At 34.9% G+C, this 22569-nt stretch carries 16 protein-coding genes and 1 pseudogene; 4 read left to right on the top strand and 13 right to left on the bottom strand.

Annotation, left to right across the window (positions count from 1 at the left end; all coding sequences use genetic code 11):
- Positions 1–56 precede the first annotated feature (56 nt).
- From AC6CHJ_RS01350 to AC6CHJ_RS01340, 3 genes are all read left to right on the top strand, one after another.
- On the top strand, positions 57–536 hold the full coding sequence (locus AC6CHJ_RS01350) for a hypothetical protein (protein WP_498287048.1): 480 nt from the start codon (positions 57–59) through the stop codon (positions 534–536).
- 110 nt (positions 537–646) lie between these two features.
- Positions 647–1087 (top strand): hypothetical protein, encoded by a 441-nt coding sequence (locus tag AC6CHJ_RS01345; RefSeq protein ID WP_498287047.1) that lies wholly within the window; start codon positions 647–649, stop codon positions 1085–1087.
- 183 nt (positions 1088–1270) lie between these two features.
- Positions 1271–2359 (top strand): fibronectin type III domain-containing protein, encoded by a 1089-nt coding sequence (locus tag AC6CHJ_RS01340; RefSeq protein WP_498287046.1) that lies wholly within the window; start codon positions 1271–1273, stop codon positions 2357–2359.
- Positions 2360–2422: 63 nt separating this feature from the next.
- Here the strand turns inward: AC6CHJ_RS01340 and AC6CHJ_RS01335 are convergent, their stop codons facing one another.
- The 12 genes and pseudogenes from AC6CHJ_RS01335 to AC6CHJ_RS01280 form a co-directional block, all read right to left on the bottom strand.
- Positions 2423–5398, bottom strand: coding sequence for a S8 family peptidase (locus AC6CHJ_RS01335; RefSeq protein WP_498287045.1), 2976 nt, complete (start codon positions 5396–5398; stop codon positions 2423–2425).
- A gap of 215 nt (positions 5399–5613) precedes the next feature.
- Entirely contained in the window at positions 5614–5928 is a 315-nt protein-coding gene (locus tag AC6CHJ_RS01330) for a hypothetical protein (RefSeq protein ID WP_498287044.1), read from the bottom strand.
- Between the two features lie 308 nt (positions 5929–6236).
- Positions 6237–6458 carry an immunoglobulin-like domain-containing protein gene (locus AC6CHJ_RS01325; RefSeq protein ID WP_498287043.1) on the bottom strand — a complete coding sequence of 74 codons (222 nt, stop codon included), beginning with the start codon at positions 6456–6458 and terminating at the stop codon, positions 6237–6239.
- The gene (locus AC6CHJ_RS01320) at positions 6459–6692 is read right to left on the bottom strand and encodes a hypothetical protein (protein WP_498287042.1); all 234 of its coding nucleotides are present in this window, start codon (positions 6690–6692) and stop codon (positions 6459–6461) included.
- Between the two features lie 329 nt (positions 6693–7021).
- Positions 7022–7615 (bottom strand): annotated as a pseudogene (locus AC6CHJ_RS01315) (DUF1533 domain-containing protein); the annotation flags it as partial.
- Positions 7616–8458: 843 nt separating this feature from the next.
- Positions 8459–9037, bottom strand: coding sequence for a hypothetical protein (locus AC6CHJ_RS01310; protein ID WP_498287041.1), 579 nt, complete (start codon positions 9035–9037; stop codon positions 8459–8461).
- 715 nt (positions 9038–9752) lie between these two features.
- Complete coding sequence (locus AC6CHJ_RS01305; RefSeq protein ID WP_498287040.1) at positions 9753–11522, bottom strand: hypothetical protein; 1770 nt, start codon at positions 11520–11522, stop codon at positions 9753–9755.
- Positions 11523–12224: 702 nt separating this feature from the next.
- On the bottom strand, positions 12225–12602 hold the full coding sequence (locus AC6CHJ_RS01300) for a PM1101 family membrane protein (protein ID WP_498287039.1): 378 nt from the start codon (positions 12600–12602) through the stop codon (positions 12225–12227).
- A 150-nt stretch (positions 12603–12752) separates the two neighbouring features.
- Positions 12753–13592, bottom strand: a complete 840-nt coding sequence (locus tag AC6CHJ_RS01295; protein ID WP_498287038.1) for a tyrosine-type recombinase/integrase — start codon at positions 13590–13592, stop codon at positions 12753–12755.
- Positions 13593–13603: 11 nt separating this feature from the next.
- Entirely contained in the window at positions 13604–14491 is an 888-nt protein-coding gene (locus AC6CHJ_RS01290; RefSeq protein ID WP_498287037.1) for a tyrosine-type recombinase/integrase, read from the bottom strand.
- Positions 14492–14510: 19 nt separating this feature from the next.
- Positions 14511–15344: a site-specific tyrosine recombinase/integron integrase gene (gene xerA / locus AC6CHJ_RS01285; protein ID WP_498287036.1), complete on the bottom strand. Its 834-nt coding sequence runs from the start codon at positions 15342–15344 to the stop codon at positions 14511–14513.
- A gap of 6 nt (positions 15345–15350) precedes the next feature.
- Positions 15351–16244 (bottom strand): tyrosine-type recombinase/integrase, encoded by an 894-nt coding sequence (locus AC6CHJ_RS01280; protein WP_498287035.1) that lies wholly within the window; start codon positions 16242–16244, stop codon positions 15351–15353.
- A 306-nt stretch (positions 16245–16550) separates the two neighbouring features.
- Between AC6CHJ_RS01280 and AC6CHJ_RS01275 the strand changes: the two genes are divergently transcribed.
- Positions 16551–17426 (top strand): helix-turn-helix domain-containing protein, encoded by an 876-nt coding sequence (locus AC6CHJ_RS01275; RefSeq protein WP_498287034.1) that lies wholly within the window; start codon positions 16551–16553, stop codon positions 17424–17426.
- A 910-nt stretch (positions 17427–18336) separates the two neighbouring features.
- On the opposite strand, the gene AC6CHJ_RS01270 is transcribed toward AC6CHJ_RS01275, so the two are convergent.
- Positions 18337–21720, bottom strand: a complete 3384-nt coding sequence (locus tag AC6CHJ_RS01270; protein ID WP_498287033.1) for an immunoglobulin-like domain-containing protein — start codon at positions 21718–21720, stop codon at positions 18337–18339.
- Between the last annotated feature and the right edge of the window lie 849 nt (positions 21721–22569).

Raw genomic sequence — 22569 nt, 5'->3', positions numbered from 1 at the left:
TTTTTAGTCTTTATTTCTTAATTTAGTTTATAGCTTCGAAAAGGAGGTGTTAGTAGATGAAAAAAATGACTAGTTCTCTCTTTCGTATCATCTATATTTTTAGTGCAGTCATAACAATTGGCTCTTTTACTTTTGCAAATTTAACAGCTGTTTCTCCAACTCATAATAGCGGAGGAAATGGCAATATTGGATTATTGGGATTCTTTTTCTTATTTCCAATCATCCTTATTTTTGTTGCTATGTCTATTAGTTATCTACATGAATATATGTATCTGAAATTGAAAAAAAGCTCTATTCGAATTATTACAAGTGGAAGCTTAATAGGAATGACTTTGATTATAAGTATTACTCTTATAAGGGCATTTAAATTAAAATCAGTCCTAGCCGATGTAAACCCAATATATCGTGGAAGAACGGATATTCCTTTATCCACTATATACTCAAATGCTGTTTTTTTTAACTTCTTCACTTTTGTTTTGTTATTACTTATTTGTTTCTTTATCAGTGGACTGATGACATTAAAAGAAAAAAATTAACTATTCATTAATTCAATAAAAGTCCAAGGATTACAGATATTTAATATTAACTCTCTTTATAATCTTTATTATTTTTCAAATAAAAAAATAGGAACTAAAGGAGGATTATAATGAAAAAAAGGTTTATAGCCATGATATTAGCGGTGGTTTTATTTGCATTAGGATTTTCTTGTTTTTTCTACACTCCGAGCTCTCAACGGGCGCCTAACGTCTATTATTTTGGTTTTTTTGAAACCTTTATATGTGTTATTGCTTATGCTGGCTTTCTTTATCTTATTGCAGGAATTCCCTTTTCAATTCTCATTGATTGGCTGATTAGAAAATTGAATAGAGGATCAAAATGGCGAAAGTACTTTTGGGGATTAGGTATGTATTCTTTGGCAGGCGCAATTGTTGGCGCCCTTTTCATTATATTTGGTGGAAATATCTATTGGAAAGGCATGCTTCTATTTGCATTACCAGGCGTCATCGCATCTAATTTGTACTTTCACTTATTGTTGTTAATATCGTGGAAATATAAAGGGTTGAGCAAGGTTGGCTCTAAGGTCTAGCTAATAATAGTAACAACAGTAAATTCTCCATGTTTTAAGCTTATTTTGTAATCAGTAAATAGGTAAATTGATAAAGGGTTAGTATCTATTTGTATCAATAAAATAAGCAAAAACCTATCAATGACTCTAGAAATTTTTTACTGTATAGTTAAAAGTATGAAAATTTCAGAAACGAGGTATAACATGAAAAAGGTATTATTGTTACTAGGAATGCTTGTCCTATCATTCATTATTTTTTCAAATTCGGCTGCTGCTGATGAAAAAGGTTCTCGGACCAACCCATTTAGTGCCTATGATGAAAACTCTATCACGCTCCAAAGATACGACTTTGATACACCTAAAAAAATAAAAATCCAATTGCTTGATCTGTCATTTGGGGGACCCGTTGATTCTATTATTGAGAGCGAAAATATGTTTAATAGAAAACCCGCCTCTGATGAACAATGGTCTTTATTCAAATATAAAATCACCTATGTTAGCAGTCCTAAAGATGAAGAGCTTGATCTAAGTGATGTGATTGCCTATTATGCAGATGATTTTTATTTCGATAAAAACTTCCGGTCAGTACCACCTATTGATATCGCTACTTTAGGCGATTTATACGATAGCCAAAATGTAATGAACCTATCAATCTATCCAGGCTCCAACACTTTGGCTTATACAGCAGCACTCTTTAAGAAAAATAATCAATATCCATATTTCCGAATCAAGCGCGCAAATGGAAGTTATTACTGGTTCTCAACAGATCCATCATATAAACCTAAAGCAAATTCATCAATTAATCTCTCAGCAATTAACCTATCAGCAAAAATGAATAGTAATTCCCCAACATATACGGGCAATTCAGTCAAACCGAATGTGTCCATCTATGCTGGACAAAAAAAGCTAAAGCAAAATGTAGATTACAAACTCAAGTTTGCTGATAACATTGATGTAGGTTATGGAAAGATTTTGGTAGAGGGCATGGGAAAATATACAGGAAAGAAAAGCTTCACTTTCGCAATTAAACCACAAAAAACAACTATTTATAGCATCAGCAATAATAAAAACAAAAGTATCAATGTTAGCTGGGATTATGTAGTCGGAGCAAAAAATTACAAAGTATTCTACAAGACAGGCTCAAAGATGAAGAGCTTAAAAACAACCAAAACATCAGCTACCATTAAAGGATTAACAAAAAATAAAACATACAAAGTATATATCGTCTCTTACTATGACTCAAAAGTATATAGTGCCAACAGCAATACCAAATCAATCAAGATTAAGAAATAAAAATACCGCTCATTCCTTTTGGGAGTGAGCGGTGTTTGTTTTTGAGTTACCTATTCTATCAATCTATCTTCTCTTTTCAATCGAATGATGTGAAATTGGTCCGTTTTTATACGTTTTTTGATTTCCGATTGCTTGGACGGTCACGGAGTATTTACCATGTACTTTCATTTTAGAAGAATAGCTAAATTTATGGACTTTAGCTGCCACCTGTTTTGTATAAATTAATTTATTACCTCGGTACAATTTGAGTTCATATTTTGAGGATTTAGCAACAGTATGCCATTGAATAACGGTACCGCTCCAAGTCGGTTTGGCTACTTGTTTTAAGGTTATCCTTTTACTCGAATGATCCGAGGCTACTCCTGTTTGGTAGTTTTTATTATCTCCAATAGCTTTTACAGTTACGGTGTACTCACCTGGATCTTTCATTTTAGAAGAAAGATTATACTTCTTCTCTTTTGCTGCCGCTCTTTTAGAATAAATTAATCTACTTCCTCTGTACAACCGAACCTCCACGGTTTTAACCGAATCACTTGTTTTCCAGTGAACAGTATCGCCTACCCAAGTTGGTTTTTGTACCTTCGCAAGCGTGATCAGCTTCTTGTTTACATTAGACAGGCTAGATATAAGACTATCTCGATAATTGATTGTATCACCTATCGCTTGAATGCTTACCGTATATGCTCCTGGCTTAACCATTTGGTCCCCAAAATTATATTGATCTACACTACTCGCTACTCGCTTCTTAGCTATTAATGATGCACCTTTATATAACTGAAGCTCGTAGTACGATGTATTAGCTACCTTTTTCCATAGGATAGTGCTGCCATGCCAAGTTGGTTGTTGAACCTGTGGCAGTGTGGCTACTTTTTGATTTACATCAGAAAGGCTAGAAACAGAACCATCGCTTGAATTGACCGAATCCCCTATTGCTTGAACAGTTACTGCATACGATCCTGGAGCTGTTATGAGTGAAGCAAAATTATATTGATTTATTCCATTCGAAACCTGCAGTCTGCGAACAATTGAAGTCCCTCTATATAAGGTAATTTCGTATTGAGAAGCATCTGGAACCTCAGTCCATACAATACGGTCATCATTCCACTGCGGTTTCGATACCTGCTGTAGGCGCATTAGTTTTTGAGTCATATCAGAAAATCTAGAAACAGGACCATCTTCATAATGGTTTGAGTCGCCAATAGCTTGGACTGTTGCCATATAAGATCCAGGACTTGTCATGAGTGAAGCAAAATCATATTGTTTTATATCGCTAGCAACTCTCTCCGTATGAATTAAAGTCGTTTCTCTATATAATTTAAGCTCATATTGAGAAGCATCAGCTACTCCATTCCATTGAAGTATATTCCCATTCCAAGTTGGCTTTTGAACTTGTGTTAGCGTTTTTACGATTTGATTGATATCAGATTCAGGAGAAACAGGGCCATCCTGATAATTAACGCCATCACCAATCGCTTGGACTGTTACGGTATAGGATCCATTACTGTCCATCTCATTAGAAAGGTTCAGTTCATGTACACTCCCTGAAACGCGCTGTGTAGAGATCACGGTATCTTCTTTATATAGTCTCACCTCATATTGGGAAGCATTCGGAATACTTGTCCATTCAATCGTTCCCCCTTGCCAGGTTGGTTTTTGCACTTGATTCAACGTGACTAAGTTAGGTTTCATCCAAGCAAAGTCCAATCTAGGTGTCGATATATAATTCGTCCAATCTGTCACCCTAACTCCGTTTACCTTCATATAAGAAAGAATTTGATCAACAGTCGCATTAGGATACTTTTGACGCACTAGTGTGAAGCCTCCTGTTACTTGTGGCGTTGCCATAGATGTACCTGACTTATAGCCGTAACCGCCTCCTGGAACGGAAGAATATACATCTTCCCCAGGAGCCAATAAATCTAGGAAACTAGCACTATTCGAAAAGCTCGATACATCATCATAATCATTTGTAGATCCTACACTCACAACAGAAGAAATACAGGCTGGTGCACTGAGCGCGTTTTTGTAGGAATCATTCCCTGAAGCAGCAATTGTCGCAATGCCTGCGCTCTTTAGATTATCTACAATACTTTTTATACTCGAATAAGAACCATCACATGTACTGTAAAATTGACCGCCCCCTAAACTTAGATTAATAGCAGATATATCATACTGATTTCTTAATAAGTAGATTCGTTCAAGCCCATTTAATAAATCTGAAAAGTTACCCTTTCCCCCAGCATCAGGCAATACTTTAATCGCTATAATCTTGGAATCTTTAGCCACCCCCGACATCCATGACGTATTACCAGTAGCTATGCCGGCCACATGTGTACCATGCCCTTCTGTGTCATTCGCTGTCCCTGTACCTGTTGCAGTAGACTTCCCATTACAGTTTAAATTGGAGCTAAAGCATGCCTCATAAACCACTTTATTCTTTAAAAATGGATGAGTACGATCGACACCAGTATCAAGGATGGCGATGGTCTCCCCTTCTCCTGTAAAACCAGCTGACCATGCGTTTTCAGTATTCATCACACTGTTCGTCATGAAAAGCTTTGAACTTAATTCATCCTCTAGTTCACCAGTGTTTTTTATATCACTTTTAGAGATGACGCCATCTTCCATAATACTTTTTACAGACGGGTTTTCAGCTAAAGCTTGTAAACCTTCTGCATCTACTGTCATTGCCATATAAGGAATGGTTTTATATTTGGAAATATGGCCCGTAACATTTTGATTGTCCAAATCTTTAACAATAGTATCCTGTGTCTCTTGAATACTACTTTCTTGTACATTCTTTTGGCTTTTAGAAATTTGTCCTTCTGGCTTAAACTTATCATCCAATTGAACAATTACTTTCATCTTTCCCTTTTTGCTATTGGCTAATTTCTGTTCTAAATTGCTTTGTATTTTTATCGTATCACCAATCTTATCTGTTATTCGCTCACTATCTTTTGCTTCTACATTGAATTGCATTTCAAACAAAAAGAAGCAAAGGATCGGCATAATAATTAAGACATATTTAAAACCCTTCATCGTATAACTCCTTATCTATATATAATCAAAACATAACTTAGTAATTTACTAATATGTATCCATAGAAAGAATAGATACTCGGATTTATTCTCGGTTTATTTGCTGTTTTTTTAAGTCCTTCTATAAAATTATTAAACCTAAAAAGACTCTGTGCACTTCTTAAAAAATCAAATAAAAAAGTCTCACTCTCTCTATGAGAATGAGACCTTTTATTTTTATTTAAGTCCTGCTTGAGACTTAGCAAATACCTTACCGTTGTTAAATTGGATTAATACCGAGCTATAAGAAGTATTGCCTTTAAATTCATACATAGTAGATTTATATTCACCAGCACTTGCTGAGCTGACTAGTTTACCCTTACTCCCAATTATGCTTCGGACTTTCTTAACAGTCATCCCAGTTTTAATACTCTTGAATTCTTTTAAAGAGCATGTCGGCGGGTTCTTTTTCGCAGAAGCATCTGAAAAATCACCTGTTGTAAAAGAAAACAGAACACCTAAAACCAACAATGAGCTTATAAACTTTTTCACCCTATACACCTCGTTTCCTTTATATCATTAGACACAGTTATTTAAATATTGCCTGACAACATAAACATTAATATATTACTAAAATAATAATATAGATGTTCTTCATGTAAACACATTATACTATATTAGTGATATTAATTGGAAGAATTAATTTTAAAGTTAGAAAGGATAATTTTTAAAATATCCATAAAGCGAAGATTATTATAAGTCTGATTTTAAAGAGGCAAGTATTCTATTAAAAATAGTTTGATTTTAGGAAAGTACTAGAAGAACAAGACAAAAATCCTTGAGATGGAGAGCTTGAGAGTTTATTTGACTTCAAAAAAGACGCCTAAGTGCTGTCGTTGTTTTCTATGTTGGTCTCCAAATTCTTTTATAATTCTATATTTACCTGTAACCACATTATCTTTTAAATATGTTTCTAAATGAACCTTTTCAGTGTTAGAGGAGTAAGGCTCCACTGTATACAATTCGGTTGTAAAAGCTGTTTCACCAATCGGATATACTTTTTCCCATTCCCCCCCTTTCACTTACTTATCAATTAACCATTCGCTACCGTATGTTACCTGATCCTTACTATTATTTTCTATATTGATTTGTAAAACAGGTTGATTTAGATTAATGCTGCTACTATTTAGCGAAAGTGTAATATCATCTTCGGAAGCAGAGATATCTTGTATATTAGGAAAGTAAATGGTTGTAACTAGCCACAAAACTAATACAATCACTACACAAATAAAGATAGCTAAAAATGACTTTTTCATAGACACTCTCCTTTATATAAAGAATTATCATTTAAGTAACAAACTACATATAAAATTCTTTAACATACTCTTATACTAATACGGTTATTTTCTTTAATTTTGTTAGAAAAACACTCAAACCAATTTTAATTTTAGAGAATTACGGTTTGTTTAGTCGAGAACATCAACTTTAATTGGCTAAGATGTTTATTAAATTTACCCATTAACTCAGGATATCTATAAAGGAGTTATCAGCCAAAGAAAAGAAAAGAACCAGCCCAAAGGCCAGCCCTTTCTTGTAATCTAATTCAGTTTACGGAATCATCAAAGTTATATGATATAAGATTTACTTAAGGTTGGAAGATAACGTTACCTTTAGCATCCTTCCAAATAATAGTTGCACTATCACCAGAATCTACATAGTTAATTTGTAGAGCGACATACGCCTTCCCAAGGCTATCACCGGTCGAACCCGTGATAGTGCTTGGCGCAGTCAAATTAGCTGTTGACATTTTATAGTTTACATTATTAAATCTCACAAACTCTTCAGTTGATGGATTATTGTTCGTAATATTTACGTCTAACTTAAATTGATATCCAGGAATGAGATTGTTGTATTGATCTTTAGCAGTTAAAGTCGCAATACGTCCTTCGCCTGGAGCCAATATCTTAAGCGTGGTTGAGGAATTAGCTTCAACAAAATCCCCTGCTTTAACATTCTGCGTTACTGAAGAATCTGGATAGCCATCTGCTAACACAGTTATTGAATGATCCCCAGATATCTTTACAACACCCTGGTTAACTGTTATTTTGCCCGCTGTTACACTATATTGTTCTGATGTAAGGCTTACTGTATCTACTTTAATACCTGTAATTTTCCCTCTCCAATCAGCATCCTCAGCAAACGTAATATCTAAATCATTGTCTACATTATTAAGTGTCGTATCTCCCGTTAATTCTTTTGCTGTTTTTGGTACGCTTTTCCCGTCTTATACCCTTCTGGGCTTTCGATCCGGGCCTTCACCATGCAAGCGGCTTTCACCGCACACGGCGATCCGTCAATGGAGTAGTTAAAAATGAAAACCAAATAACCGGTTGACAAGTTTTCGTCTAAACTGGCTAATGTTGCAGTTCAACATATTTTTATGTTTTTTAAATACTGACCACTGACTAGGTTCCTTTGCTCCTGCTAGTTTTCTCCTCCTCGCATGTTACCAAACGAGTTCAAACGGCTAGCTATCAACACTACTATGAACCTGCAGCCATCCCACTGGCATCACAGGTGCTAACACACCTCTTCCAGCACGACTTCAAACGTTCCATTACTTCTATCCCTTTTTTAAATAACCTTAGGTCCCCACTATCCAGGAATGAGAACGACTGGTTTAACAGCCTGAATTGTTCCAATCGCCATATGTTATCTTATACATATGGATGAATGCTAACCTGCTAGCTTATACTTTTAGCATTCATTACCTCACCCTGCCTACATGGATTCGTCTACCTGACCATAATTATCTTTTAAGGAGCCCCGCCTCTACAACGAGTACGTCTTCACCTGACTTCATCCCTTCGGCTTGTTAGAACCTCACTGGATGCAGGAGGATTAGGCACATGATAAAAAGGCTGTTATCATGATTAGGGATTCCACCTAATAATTCGAAGTAACAGTTAGAAAACATTCCACGACTAATAAAGTTTGTATACTTTTTGTTTTGTACATGGGATGGTGTTCCACTTCTTTCTCTATTACTTTAATAGATTATAAAGTAACGTTTCGTTTAATTTTATTGAGCAGAAATTTGTTCTTTAGTTGGTACATTAATTGCTTTGAAAGTTGTATTTATAGAATATCCCTTATTATCAATAAGTGTTATCGTAACATTTCTTAAAGAAGTATTTTGTTGGTTTACTACAGCTGATACTAATGTAGATCCATTAGAAGATTTCCAGTTACTTCCTTGTGCATTACCATTCCAATTATATTCAATACCATTAAACTTAATCTTTTTAACTGTTTCTCCAGTATCTTGGCGATATAAGGCACCAAGATATCTAGCAAAAGTATTCATTACATATGAATCGATTGCATAATCTTTAGCATCTTTAAGTCCACCTGTACCGTTTACTTTTCCATTTTCATCTATACTTAAACCAGAATAGATTGCTTGGATTCCATTTGCAACGTCAGTATCTTCTTCAATACTGAAATCGCCAGTTACCTCTTTATCAGATACAATTAATTTTTCGATATCTAACCAGTTAGTAGCTGTACTATATTGATAACCAGTTGCTTCAGTTAGATAGCTCGTCAAAGCTACTTGCGCTGCTTTTTCCTCTTTTGATGGACCAGGTGGTGTTGGCAATGGTTTACCATTCCGTGTCTATCCTGCCATAGATTTCGACCGGTCTACACCGTACGTGCCACTTTCATGGCATACGGCGTTCCATCGATAGTTTCTCTACCGACTAGGTTCCTTCGCTCCTGCCAGTTTTCTCCTCTCAGTAAGTTACCCTACCGATACAAACGGCTGACAATCAACACTACTACGAACCTGCTGACTTCCTTAGTGTCTCGCTGGAGTTACTCCTCCTCTTCACTAAGACTCTCAAACGTTCCATATCTGTCATCCCTCTTTTTGATGGCCTTAGGCCTCCACTATGCAATATGAGAAGAACCGGTTTAATAGCCTGAATTATCCCGATTCCACTCCTATCATTTCATACAGGGAGATGACTAACCAGCCGAAGGTTCTTTGTAGATTAGTCATTACCTCATACAGCTTTAATCCATGGATTCATTTTCTTGACCATAGTCATCTTTTAAGGAGCCCCGCATACGACTTGCACGTATTACGACTTCGCCTGGCTTCACCCATCTGGTAAGTAAGTCATTTAGGGTGCAGGAGGATTAGGCTCTATGCATATTAGGCTATTACATAGGTCGGGAAATTCTCCCGATATTTGACAGTATATAGTTAAAGAAAAGCCTCGCACCTTTCTTAAGATACGAGGACTGATCTTCACCCATTTCATCTAAAAGTTATTCATAGATTTATAGAGTAACGTTTCGCGCTTTTGTTATTCGGCTACTGCTGTGATTGCTTTGTCGATATCTGCTTTGATGTTAGTCAAATTAGTATAAAGGATTTTAGCATTATCTTTATCTTTTGGAACATTTGCACGGAATGCTTCTGCAACTGCAATTTTTTGAGAAGCAGAAAGATCTTCAAATGGTTTGTAATCAAGGCTACCCAACGCTGAATTATATTCAGTAATTGTAGAAGCATTATTTACACCAGTAATTAAACCAGTTCGTGCTGTATCTTGGGCAGTAATTGCAGCATTAACTGCTGTTTTATTTTCATAACCATTTGTAGGCTTGTTAGAGTTCACCAAACCAGCTACTTCTAATTTACTTGTAGAAGAAAGATTGATAAAGTCATTGTTGCCTGTTGCAATAGCAAACCTAGTTAGTGCAGCTTGAGCAGCCGTATCAGTAGATGCAGCATTAAGTTCGATACGAGCATTTTCAGCATTTACAATGTTTTGAACATCGCTTTTAACTGATGCAATTTCATCAGGAGTTGTTTTAGCCCCTGATGCTGCAGTTTTAATCTCATCATATACAGCTAGGTAAGCAGAAGAATTTGCATCTTCAATATTTTTAAGACCAGTAGCTTTTAGCGTCGCTAACAATGCTGCCTCTTTTTCAGCAGGAGAAGTGATTTCTGATGTTCCGTTATGGAATACACCACCTACTTCTGTACCCATTTCAAGCTTCGTTAGTGGTGCTGTAACTGCAGCATCATTAACATTGTTAACTTTTGTTTGTACTGCTTTAATCATAGTAGTTACATTACTTGCCGATTCAGTTGAAGGGCTAGAAATAGTAGTTAGAGTTGTAAAAGCAGTTCTATAAGCTTTTAGACTGTCCTCACTTGTGTTAACAGTTTTAATATCGAAATCTGCTTTGTCAGCATAAGCTGCAAGGTCTTGAAGCTTTTTCAGAACGTCTGCAGTTTTAGTAGCTGAACCTTCTGGAGAATCAACAACTTGTGCTACAGCATTATAAAGTTCAGCACGTTTTTGTGTATTTACTTTAACAATAGCATTCTCAATGTCAGCTGCTGTTTTTACTGTTTCAGTTTCTGTAGCTGCTAGCGCTTTTGTTGCATCCATGTATTTGGTACGAAGGTCAGTGTAGAACTGTTCTGAACCAATAACAGATTTATTATCTACTTGTGCAACAAGTGCATTGTATGCATTAGCAAGTTGAGCTGCTGTTGAAGCTTCTTTAACGTTTAAAACTTTATTAAGAAGATCAAGATCTTTTTGAAGATTTGCTTTAACTTTATCCGTAGATACTTTTGAATCGTCTTCACGTACAAAGTTCATTGCTTTAACTGCTTTATCATAGTCAGCACGCTTTGCATTATTTTTCGCAGTATTTACTGCAGTAGTAGCTGCTGCTACATTAGCATTATCTAAAACAGTTTGAATATTTTTAAACTCATTTTCAGTCGCTTTTAGAGGACCTTGATTTGAGTTCATAGCTTTTAAATTATCAATATAAGTTGCAATTGTTGATTCATTTACTTGTGACCATGATTTAAGAGCATCTAATACTAATACTTGGCTACCATTTTCTAAAGCTTTTGCTAAAGCATCAACTTTTTCTGCTTGTTCAGCAGCAGTTAGTTGACTAGCGTTTACTTTATCAACGAATGCTTGAACTTCCTCTAACGTTTTGAATCCATCAGCTGGTTTGTCAGCTGCTTTATAAGCAGATGAATTTTTAACAACTAAGTTTTTAATACCTGCTGCTGTTAATGCGTTATATAATTTCAACTCTGTATTAGCTGAGTTAATTTCATCAAGTTGAGCAGCTACATCTGTGTCATAAGAGATACCTTCAATAGTCCAAACACCAGTTGGCTCAGAAGTTAGAGGAGTTTTAAACTTAAAGTTAGCAACTGTTTCGTTGATAACAAGATTTAAAGGTGTTACTTCAACAATATTGCCATTGTTATCTTTAACTGTGATAGTAGCTCCTTCGACATCTTTGTCAAGCTTTTTGATGTTAAGAGTTACACCAGTTTTAGTAATCGCACTTTCCTTTTGTTCTTGTTACAAACAAAAAAGCCACAAACCGTTGATAATACTGAGTTTGTGGCGTTTTCCTTTTGATTGATGAGTATGGGTAATGTTGAAAGAATGGATTGGTGCCATTCTTCATTTCTAATCAATTTTTGCTTGAACTTGAAAAATCTAAGAACAAATGCTCTACTTCTTAAGCGATTAAAAACTTAGATACAAGATTTTTACTGAACCTTATGTAGAAGATAAATAAAACCAGTAGAACTTTATTTCACTTCTTATCACCAATATGAAATCACATTAAACATGAAAAATATAAACTGACTTTGCAGGTGTATAAGGAGTAGACACAAAAACAAAAAAATTATAAACAGAAGTTGAAGAAATTTTCTCTACAAACACAAGCAATATCAACAATTATCATTTGTTTTGTATATACTTTCCTATCCATTTTTAATGTCTAGTGCATATTACTTTTTTTTCACCATTCGGACTAAGCACAACCTCTAAATTATAATCTTTATATAAGGCATATGCTACAACTGCACCACCTATTGAAGCAATTGCTATAATAGCTCCGGTTGATAATCCTACGCCTGTAATTCCTGCTTCTGTAGCAGCTGAAAAAACTATTGAAGCACCTCCTGTTGGAATAGCAGCAACAACTCCTGCTGCTAGCACACCAGACAATATCATTACTTTTCTTTTAGAAAGCTTTGAGATTCCCTTTGCTTTTTGTACTTTCTCAGCTAAGGATCCAACAATTAAAAATTCTTTTACTTTATCTTTTTGAGCTTTCTTTAATTCTGCTTTTGTTTTTACAACTAGCATAGTATCACCCTCTTCCAATATTATATACCCATTTATTATATCATTTTCAGGAGATTTATATATCCAAATTACTAGTAATATCAAAAAAGGAGAGGAATCACTCCCCTCCTTTAATTAGATATATGGCAAGACAGATACCTTAATCAAAGATTACATCCATTGATCGTACAGTTGTTTTTGCGCTTCTTGGTATAAACGAGTATACATTTGTGTGTGTTTCGGATTGACATGGCCTAATAAAGCTTGTATATACTCAAGCTTCATTCCCTTTAATGCTAAGTGTGCCGCAAAAGTATGTCGGAGTGAATGTGGAGTGAGTTGGAAGCCAATTTCTTGATTGTAGGATTTAAGCCAATTCTCAATCGATGCGGCATTGACTGGTGCAGTTCCATACTTATTGATGAAAACAAACGGAAGTCTATCAATGCGGGTGTCTAAGTAAGCTTTCACATGTTCCTCACACACGTTCGTAAACAGAACAATCCGCTCTTTCTTCCCCTTCCCTCTAGGAATTCGAATTGTTCGCTCCTCCCAATTAATGTCTTCTAGCTTCATGTTAGTCAATTCCCTTAGGCGAACTCCCGTGAAATAAAATACTTCTATTATTGCTCTTAGAATCAAGTTGCCTTCACAAAGACTTCTTAGTTTAGTCATTTGCTCCTTTGTTAAGTAATTAGGAATTTTATCTTCATCTTTAGGGAGAGGAATCGCTTCAACAGGATTATTAGTTATGAACCCATCCTCTACGCAGAAATTGTAGAACAAGCGTAATCCAAATATTTTAGTTTTGATTGAGCTCGATTTATAACCTTCTTCATCCATATGCTTCAGCCAATTACGTATATCGCGTGTAGTAATCTCATTAAACGGTTTCTTACAAAAACCAATCAATTGATTAATCGCTATTCTATAGACTTGGATTATTTTTTCGGACAATCTAAAGCTGTATTCATCTACAAATTGGTTAATACATTCCTCTGTAGTGAGCATTTTATTCCTCCCTATCCCATAAATTTTCGATATTGTGATGTTATCGCTTGATTGGAGAGCCTTGCGTAAATCTGTGTTGTGCTTAAATCAGCATGTCCAAGCTCATCGCTAATAAATGATAGCTCTGCACCTTTGACTAATAATTCCGTAGCAAAGGTATGACGGAATCGATGTGCATGCAAACTACCAGATATCCCAGCGTTCTCTCCAATCTTTTTCATTACACTGTGAATGCCTCCCATGCCCAATCGTGTGTCTGTCCAAGCAGTCACAAAAAGCGGGGATGTTTCCTGTGTTTCACGTGATTCTATATAACGTTCTAAAAGAATTGCACATTTATCAGAAAAATGAACATATCGTATTTTCTTACCTTTCCCTACAACACGTGCTGTACGGTTCTCAAGATCAACTTCTCCTATATTGAGAGAGTATACTTCTCCTATTCGACATCCTGATGACAGTAAGAACTCAACTAATGCTTGGTTTCTAAGTGAGGTCTGTTCACTTTCTTGTCTAACTTTGGCGATTTCCTTTTTTTCTAAGTATTTAGGAAGAGCCTTAGGAGGTCGTGGAATCCAACGTTTTTTAATTGGTGAATGTTCTATTAGTGATTCTTGCAAGCAGAAATTGTAAAAAGACGAAAGAACTATCAAATTTTGTTTGTAGCTCGATTCTTTTAAATGGCTTTTGTTTGTTTTGAACCAACTTAATATTTGTTTAGATGTAAGTGCAGAATATGCATCTTCCATTTTTCCAAAAAAATCTTCCAGATACTTTCTATATGAGATAATCGTTCTCTCACTTTTGTTCGACAATTTTAAACTTGATAAAAAATCATTCACTATCTCTTCATTTTCTTTATTCAATAGTTTTTTCTTTAATTCCCAATAGCGTTCCATTTTTTTTCGTCTCCCTCTGTTAGTTTGTATACCGATCATATTGCTTTTTTCGGGCATGCTCCATTAGTCGGGTGTAAATTCTTGTGCTATTAATATTGGCATGACCGAGTAATTCCTGAATATAGCTTTGGGGCATGTTTTTTTCTGCTAAATGGGCTGCAAATGTATGTCGCATGGTGTGTGGTTTGACCTTAAATCCTAATTTCTCTGAGTACCCCCGAAACTTCTTTTCCACATAAACTCGGCTTAAGTGCCCTCCTCTATTATTGGAAAATAAGTATTCATTGTTATATTTTCGCTGAGAAAGATACGTTTTCAGGCGTTCGGCACAATCATGGGTAAATAATACGAATCGTTCTTTATTTCCTTTTCCTTTTCGAATCCAAATCTGTCTTGTATCCCATTTTATATCTTCAAGCTTAATCTGAAGAAGTTCACTTACTCTTACCCCAGTAGTATATAAAGCTTCTACTATTGCACGGTCTCTCGAATCTGCCTTTGTCAGCTCTTGAAGTTGTGCCACCTGGCGTTTATTTAAATAATAAGGTAGCGAATCATCCTTTTTAGGCGTATGAATAGTCAGTGTGGGATCTTTCTTTATATTATTTTCTTCCAAACAATAACGATAAAATGATTTCAAAGCACTTAGTCTTAAATGGATGGTATTCGGTTTCAGCTCTTGCTCTTCCATTGAAGAGAGCCATGCACGTATATTGGTTGGTTTTACCTCATCATAATTTTTTTCACAGAATGAAAAAAAATTGAGGAGGGCCATGTTATAGCTTCGAATTGTTTCTGGGCTAAACCGAGCACTATTATCATCAAAGAAAGACTGCATAATTTCTAGATTCATAGTCATCTACCCCATTTTATTTTGATAGGCTAAGATCATATCTTCAGTAGGTATACGTGCATAAATTCGTGTTGTATTTAAATCCGCATGTCCCATTTCATCCGCAATAAATTCGATTTCTGCCCCTCTTGCCAGCATGTTTGTTGCAAATGTATGTCGGCAGCAGTGTGGATGTAATGACTGCGCAAGCCCAGCCAATTTTCCAAGTTTCGTTGTAGCATAGTAAATTCCACTTTCTCCAAGTGCATTACCAAATTTATTGATGAATAGCGGGTCTGTTGGGTTTGCCAATCTTGTTCGCAAATATTCATCCAATACAATTGCACATTCTTCAGAAAAGTGTATACTTCGTATCTTTTTTCCTTTTCCTTTAACTTTCGCCGTCCGTCTTTCAAAATCGACATCTCCGATGGTTAATTGAGAGACTTCAAATCTACGACATCCAGAAGAAAATAGGAAGAGTACTAGCGCTCGATCTCTAAGAGATAATCGTTCTGCAACCATTTTTGCTCTTGCATATTCATGCTCATTTAGATATTTCGGCAACGACTGTGAGATTTTCGGTCGCCAACGATTCTTAATGACCATGGAATCCAAGTAATCTTCTGCTATACAAAACTTAAAGAATGAAGAAAGTGTAGAAAGCACAAGATCCATTGTTTTTTCTTTTTTTCCGACAGAATACTCTTGAAACCATTTGAAAACATCATCCGATGTTAAATCAAAAATTGGTTTAGTGTATTCACTAAAAAAACGTTCTAGTATCCAAGAGTATTTTATTATGGTTGCCTCTGCTTTATTTGCTAACTTTAAACTTAGCAAATATTCATTTAAAATCTTTTTTGATTGATCAGAAATGAATTCATTTGTACTAATCCAATATTTTTTTGACGAGTTCATTTGGTAACCTCCTTTCTATCAACCCATTTTTATCTAGTATTTTTCTTTTTAAACATTTTTTTAGATAGCAAGCTTCACCTCGTCCCCTAAAAAACACAAAAAGCCTAATTCCCTAAATAGGAACTAGGCTAGAATATCTTATACATTACTCCAAAATTATTGATTCACTTTTGATTTAAATACTTAAATAAAGAATAACTAAACATGACGAAATCACCCTTTAATATTTTAAACCATCTACTTTTGTATGAAATAAACTAAAAGTGGAAATGAATTGGCTATATAAATCATAAAGGTGGGTTATACATGGTAGTTAAAAGTAAGACTAAACAAGCAGGAACAACGAAATTGAAGAAAAATATTTTAGGCAATTATTTAAAAACACTCCGTGAACAACATGGTATTTCTATGAATGCTTTGTCTGAACAAATTAATCTATCTGTTCAGTTTATCAGTTTCATTGAGAAGGGAGAGCGTTCTGTTAGCTTACAAACACTTAAGAAATATGCAGAGTATTTCAAAGTGGATTTTGACTTTTTAATTGATTTGCTAGATGAACAAAAGAAGATTGGGAAAGAAGAAAAAGTTGAAAAAGAAAAGTTGGACGAACAAGTAGACACTAAGGAACAGATAGTTTCATCAGCCGAACAACAAATTCAGAAATTAAATGATTTAATTTTAAGATTAAACCCACAGTCATCAGAAGATCTCGTTTCAAGTTTCATTAAACAGGTTAATGACCATTTAATCAAGATGACGCCCAAATATACACTAACTAATCTACGAGATACGTATAATAAGGTATTAAAGTTTGAGCATAGTACTACTGAAACAATTATCTTTGATGGTTTTCTTCAACTTCCTGAAAATAATCAGCTGCCTTTCAAATTAACTCGTGTTGGCGATGCCATTACATTAGAATTGTTGCAGCCTGACAGAAGTAATATAGCGTCTTTCGAAAAATGGATGGGCCCTCATGTATTCAGTTATTTGTGTGATGTTAGTTTGCCTCAAGATTTCAATGCTCAACAAGGAGTTTTATTTTGCTGGTTTTCACCAAGTACCACCATTCAGGAACAATACGACTATTTGTTAAAACAAGCCCTAACTGTAGAATCGGTGCTTCCAAATTCCATTCAGTTAGCTTGGCATATCCAACAAAATTATGAGGAATCTGCATAAGATAAAATCAGTTATCTTTAAAATTCAACAACAATAGTAGTTAATTAATTCACCAAAAGCATATACAAACTAATTATTTTCTATAATGTAGTGAATTTACAAGCGCTCGTCTTTGGCGGCGCTTTTAATTTTTCTTCACTCTTTCAACTAAAAGCCGGATTTAGTTGAAAGAGTACTTGCTATACCTCTAATATGACCAATAACACCAAAGATTAAACAACTATTTATAAAAATAAAATTCTTAATGATGTCGTTATTGCTTATGTATAACTGGTGTAGCTTTATTTCTTTATTACCTCTCACTCAGATGTACGATGTTCGCTTTTTTGGAAGAAGCGATTCTCCCTTTTTGTATAGGATGATGTCTGATAATAATTTACCTTTCTTATATAATTTAATATTCATCTATTCAACACTCCTCATATTTGTTCTTCCTACAATATAAATAGCCCTAACTTCATAAAGGAATTAGAACTTTATAATTCAATCATAGCTATAATATATGTTGTATTTAGAGTGAGTTTATTTCAATCTTTGATGAAAAAAGTAAAACTATAACCATCTCTTTTTCGTTTTATATTTGATGGTAGCATAAGAAAGAACCAACCCGAAGGCAAGACTGTTCCTACAATCTTTCAAATAGTTAAGTTGATTTTCAAGGCATTATTTACAGTATTCAACACTGCCTTTCCATCTACATAGCAATTTTGATTACTTTATTTTCTGCAGTTTCAGTTGTTTCGACAATTACCAAAGTAATTCGGTAATGGATTTCTTTATCGTTATCTCCCTTTACTTTATTCCAATCTCCTGCGCTTTCGTTATGGGATTAGGATATCAATATTTCAGTTTTCAGGATTTGAAACAAAAAAGACCTAACCTTTAAGAGGTTAGGTCTTTATTCTAAATTTTAATCAGCTGTTGGAGCAGCAGTAGTTACAGTTACAGACTTCGTATCTTTTACAGTATCTACTGTAGTAGATGTAATTGTAACAGTCGCAGTTGTTGTTCCTTCATCAGTAGCAAGACTATCTACTGTAATAGAAACTTTAGTAGTATCAATTTTATTAACACCAGTTTGTGCAAGAATAGCCGCTTTCACAGCCGCAACTTTTTGTGCATCAGTAGTAGCTGTTGCTGGCACTTCATATGAACCTTTAACTTTAGCTTTTTCATCTGCTACTGCAGCTGTTGCGTTAAATGTATCAACAGTAGTTTGAATCTCAGCTTTAGTCAAAGCAGAACCTTTTGTAGTTTTAGCAGTCCCTACTGCTAGGTTTACTCCACTTAGATTCTCAGTATCTACACCAGTAATACCTGCAGCTTTATAATTAGCAACTGTTGCTCTACCTGCATTAATAGTAGCTAAAGCTTCTGTTACATCCGCTTGAACTGTAAACTTAACAGTTACTGGATCAGAGATTAGGTTTTTATCATCTGAACCATTTGTAATTTTTGTGATAACAACATCCATTGTACCTTTAGCATCAGTTAACCCGGTAACATTTCCAGCAGTAGAAACAGTTAGGCCTACTCTGTTAGTAGTAGTGAATGTAACTTGTGGACTAGCAGATTCTAGTTCTTTTCCAAACTGATCTTTTACTTTAAGGATAGATTTAAGGGCTTCTTCTGTATTAATTGGTGTAGACAAAGTACCAATTTCCGCAGAAGTTTTCAATACATCATTTCTGCTAAAGCTTACAGAAGCAGCAGTTGATTTAGTGTTTACGATGTCAAACTTAACTGTATCAACTACCAAGGATCCTACTTTTACTTGAACATAAGCAGTTCCAGATTTACCTGGTTTAGCTGCAACTGTTCCAGTAGCAGAGTCTAAAGACAATAATTCATTTTCCGCAGTTAATGCTTTACCGTCAGCTCCAACTTCAGTCAAAGTAACGTTACCAGTTGTTTCACCTAGTTTGTTACCGTTTGTATCCACATCGTATACTTTGATTGTTGTAGATTGAGGTGCTTTATCTTCAGCATCAGTTTCATTACCAGCATCTAGCTTAACTGAACCAGCTTCTGCTTTATATTCAGCAAGATCGCCTGCTTTAACTACATTAACGTTGATTGTCTTTGTAATTGTAGTTTCGCCATCTTTATACTCAACTTTAACAGCTGTAGATCCTTCTTTAACACCATTGATTGATACTTTACCATTATCATAAGATGCAGTAGCGATTGTGTTGTCAACAGTTGCTACTGTTACTTTATCCGCACCCGGTGCAGCTACCTTGTTGCCATACTGATCTTTGAATGTTACATCAACAGTACCAGCAGCTTTTCCAGCGATTACTGATGTAGAAGTTTTAGCTACTTCTAGTGAAGAGATAACTGGAGCTTTTTTGACATCAATTTTGATAGTTTGTTCAATATCACCTTGCTTAACTCGTACATAACCTACACCAACAGAAATTGGTTTGATTGTACCATCATCTTCTACAATTACAATAGTTGGTGTCAAGTTAGTCAAAGTTGGTTGGTCATCACCATTGAATTCAGTTACAGCAGTTGCTCCATCACCAGTGTTGTTTCCATACTGGTCTACATAGTATACCGCTAATTTCTTAGTATCATTTTCAAATACAGAGTTTACTTTATCTTCAGCTTTTAATTCTTCAAAAGCCTTAGTTGTTCCAGCTGCTACGCCAGTATAAACGTAAGAACCTGCAAATTTAGCTGGTGCTGCAGAAGAAACTTTAATTGTTGTTTTTGTTGATTTAACAACTTTGTCGCCATCTTTAACAACAGCTACAACAATTACAGAGTCACCGTCAGAACCACTTACAGTTCCACTTCCAGTAACTACAGTACTGTTCGCTGATTCAAATGTTACTGTCTGTTCTTTTGATACGTCACGACCTAGCTCATCCGTAACCTTAACAACATTTTTCAATTCAGTACCTGGAGCTACTGTAGTTTGTGTAAATGTTACATTTTTAACTGCAGCAGTTACATATTTGAAATCTACAGATTGAGTATCGATAACATTACCTTGTGCATCTTTAACACCAGAAACTTCTACTTTATATGCTGAATCTGCAGCAAACTTGTCAACAAATGAAAGTGTAGCTGTTTTCTTATCTTCACTCAATTCAACTTTGCTTACAAATACGTTATCGCCTTTAGCGTTAGTAACTTTTACGTTTGCAGGATTAATATCTGCAATTTCCTTGTTGAACTTAACTTCAGCTTGAGTAGCGTTAATCGCACTTACAGTTTCTACTTTAAATGCACCTTCTTTAACCACTACAGTAACAACAACATTTTCAGCTTTGTTACCAGCAGCATCTTCAGCGCTGTAAGTTACAGTGTAAGTACCAGCTACTTTAGTGTCGATTTCTTTTAGTTCTTTACCTTCAGCATCTGTAATTACAGATTTAACTTCAACTTCTTTATCTTTGTTGTCAGTTGCAGTTACTTCAGGAAGATCTAGTTTTTCTCCATTTTCTACTGTAACTGTAGTAACGCCACCAGCAACTGTTAATACTGGAGCTTCTTTATCAGCACCTACTAGAACGCCGTTTTCGATAGTAACTTTTTCGCCGCCAATAACGAATTCGCCGTTAGCTAGTACGCCATCGTTGTAATATTTTTCTTCGAATTTCACTAGGCCAATAGCGCGTTTAGCACCATCATATAGTGTACCTTCGAAAAGTTTTTTGCCTTCGTTTTGTTTGCTTCCATCATACAATACACCGCTAAGTTCTACTAAACCTTCGTTTAGACGGCCATCTTTGTAAAGAACAGTACCTTCTTTAGCTGTTTTGTAGCCTTTTTTAAGTTCACCATTGTAGAACAATAGAGTTGCATTGTTAGCAGTTTTATAACCTGATTTTAGGTAGCCGTTGTAGTAAAGTTTTGGGTTTTTATCCACATCACCGTATACTTCGTAACCTTTTGCTAGGAAACCATCTTTATAAAGGCGTTCACCAGAACCAGCTGATTTGTAACCTTTTTTAAGTGATCCGTTGAAGAATAGTAATTTACTATTGCGTGCAGTTTTGTAACCTTTTTTAAGAGAACCGTTGTAGTAAAGTTTGATTGTTTTACCTGAACCAACAGTTTTGTAACCTTTTTTCAATTTACCATTGTAGTAAAGTTTAGATTTGAATACTACGTAACCTTTAACTACTTTACCAGTTTTAGCGTTAACTAATTTACCGTTTGTTACTTTGTACTTAGAAGCAGCAGATGCTGAAGTTGTTCCAGGAACGACAGCAGCAGTTACTACTGAAGCACCAAGAGCTAAAGCAGCTGTAGTTTTTACTAGTTTAAAATTCTTCATGAATTGAAAATCCTCCCTTATTGGATATGATTAGCATAAAATCGCATTGATAGACTTATCAACTAACCATGCTTGTCCTTATTATCGACTAAAACCTATCAATTTTCCACCTTTTTTTCTGTAAAAATATTGAACAATAAAATTATATTGTCATTTTATTGCTAAAAATATCAAAATACTATCTGAAATGTCTATTAAATTATCGTTTTTTTATAAAAATGATGGTTTTTTATTAAAAAATGCAAACTATTGGTCTATAAGTTTCATTTTAGTTGTATCTATTTGGTAGTTATTTATTTTATTTTGACATTAATAGATTCCTTTTGTTGTTTACTAAAAAATAAACCAATTTAATTTTGTTATAAAATCAGGTTTAAACACACATTAGAACGGGTAAGACGATCAGGAGTTTCTTCCTTTATATATACAACTTTTTACCCTAAAATTATAATTATACAAATATAACTTATTGTTTTATTTTATCTCAAATATATCCAATGCACTTATACAAAACTCTTTTATAATCTACTACTTTTTTATCAACATGCTATTTTGTCTTGTGTGTTTGTCATTTCTATTTTTCTACATCTTTCGACATGATATACACAATCGACCATTGATTGATATATGTTTAAAGGTTGAGTTGCTATTGTGATCACTGTTTAATTCTACATGTGTATAGGTTATTCCTCTTTTGCTTTCCCTCTCCGTGCACATGCTTATATACTTGCCTTTACTACTTAATCTCTTCCACGCTTATAGGTTGCTCCCTCCTCCAACACACCTCATAGGCGTTCTCTGCTCTTTTATTTTGCCACCCTGATACATTATGGTCTTTGTCTCGAAAAC

This window comes from Rummeliibacillus sp. GQ308, assembly GCF_059759115.1.
Note: the sequence above shows the minus strand (reverse complement) of the source record. Positions and strands in the feature narration are given on the sequence as shown.

Bases quoted from the DNA above. Each gene is read 5' to 3' on its own strand.
- AC6CHJ_RS01350 (WP_498287048.1), top strand. From the start codon at position 57: ATGAAAAAAATGACTAGTTCTCTCTTTCGTATCATCTATATTTTTAGT.
- AC6CHJ_RS01345 (WP_498287047.1), top strand. From the start codon at position 647: ATGAAAAAAAGGTTTATAGCCATGATATTAGCGGTGGTTTTATTTGCA.
- AC6CHJ_RS01340 (WP_498287046.1), top strand. From the start codon at position 1,271: ATGAAAAAGGTATTATTGTTACTAGGAATGCTTGTCCTATCATTCATT.
- AC6CHJ_RS01335 (WP_498287045.1), bottom strand. From the start codon at position 5,398: ATGAAGGGTTTTAAATATGTCTTAATTATTATGCCGATCCTTTGCTTC.
- AC6CHJ_RS01320 (WP_498287042.1), bottom strand. From the start codon at position 6,692: ATGAAAAAGTCATTTTTAGCTATCTTTATTTGTGTAGTGATTGTATTA.
- AC6CHJ_RS01300 (WP_498287039.1), bottom strand. From the start codon at position 12,602: ATGCTAGTTGTAAAAACAAAAGCAGAATTAAAGAAAGCTCAAAAAGAT.
- AC6CHJ_RS01295 (WP_498287038.1), bottom strand. From the start codon at position 13,592: ATGCTCACTACAGAGGAATGTATTAACCAATTTGTAGATGAATACAGC.
- AC6CHJ_RS01290 (WP_498287037.1), bottom strand. From the start codon at position 14,491: ATGGAACGCTATTGGGAATTAAAGAAAAAACTATTGAATAAAGAAAAT.
- xerA (WP_498287036.1), bottom strand. From the start codon at position 15,344: ATGAATCTAGAAATTATGCAGTCTTTCTTTGATGATAATAGTGCTCGG.
- AC6CHJ_RS01280 (WP_498287035.1), bottom strand. From the start codon at position 16,244: ATGAACTCGTCAAAAAAATATTGGATTAGTACAAATGAATTCATTTCT.
- AC6CHJ_RS01275 (WP_498287034.1), top strand. From the start codon at position 16,551: ATGGTAGTTAAAAGTAAGACTAAACAAGCAGGAACAACGAAATTGAAG.
- AC6CHJ_RS01270 (WP_498287033.1), bottom strand. From the start codon at position 21,720: ATGAAGAATTTTAAACTAGTAAAAACTACAGCTGCTTTAGCTCTTGGT.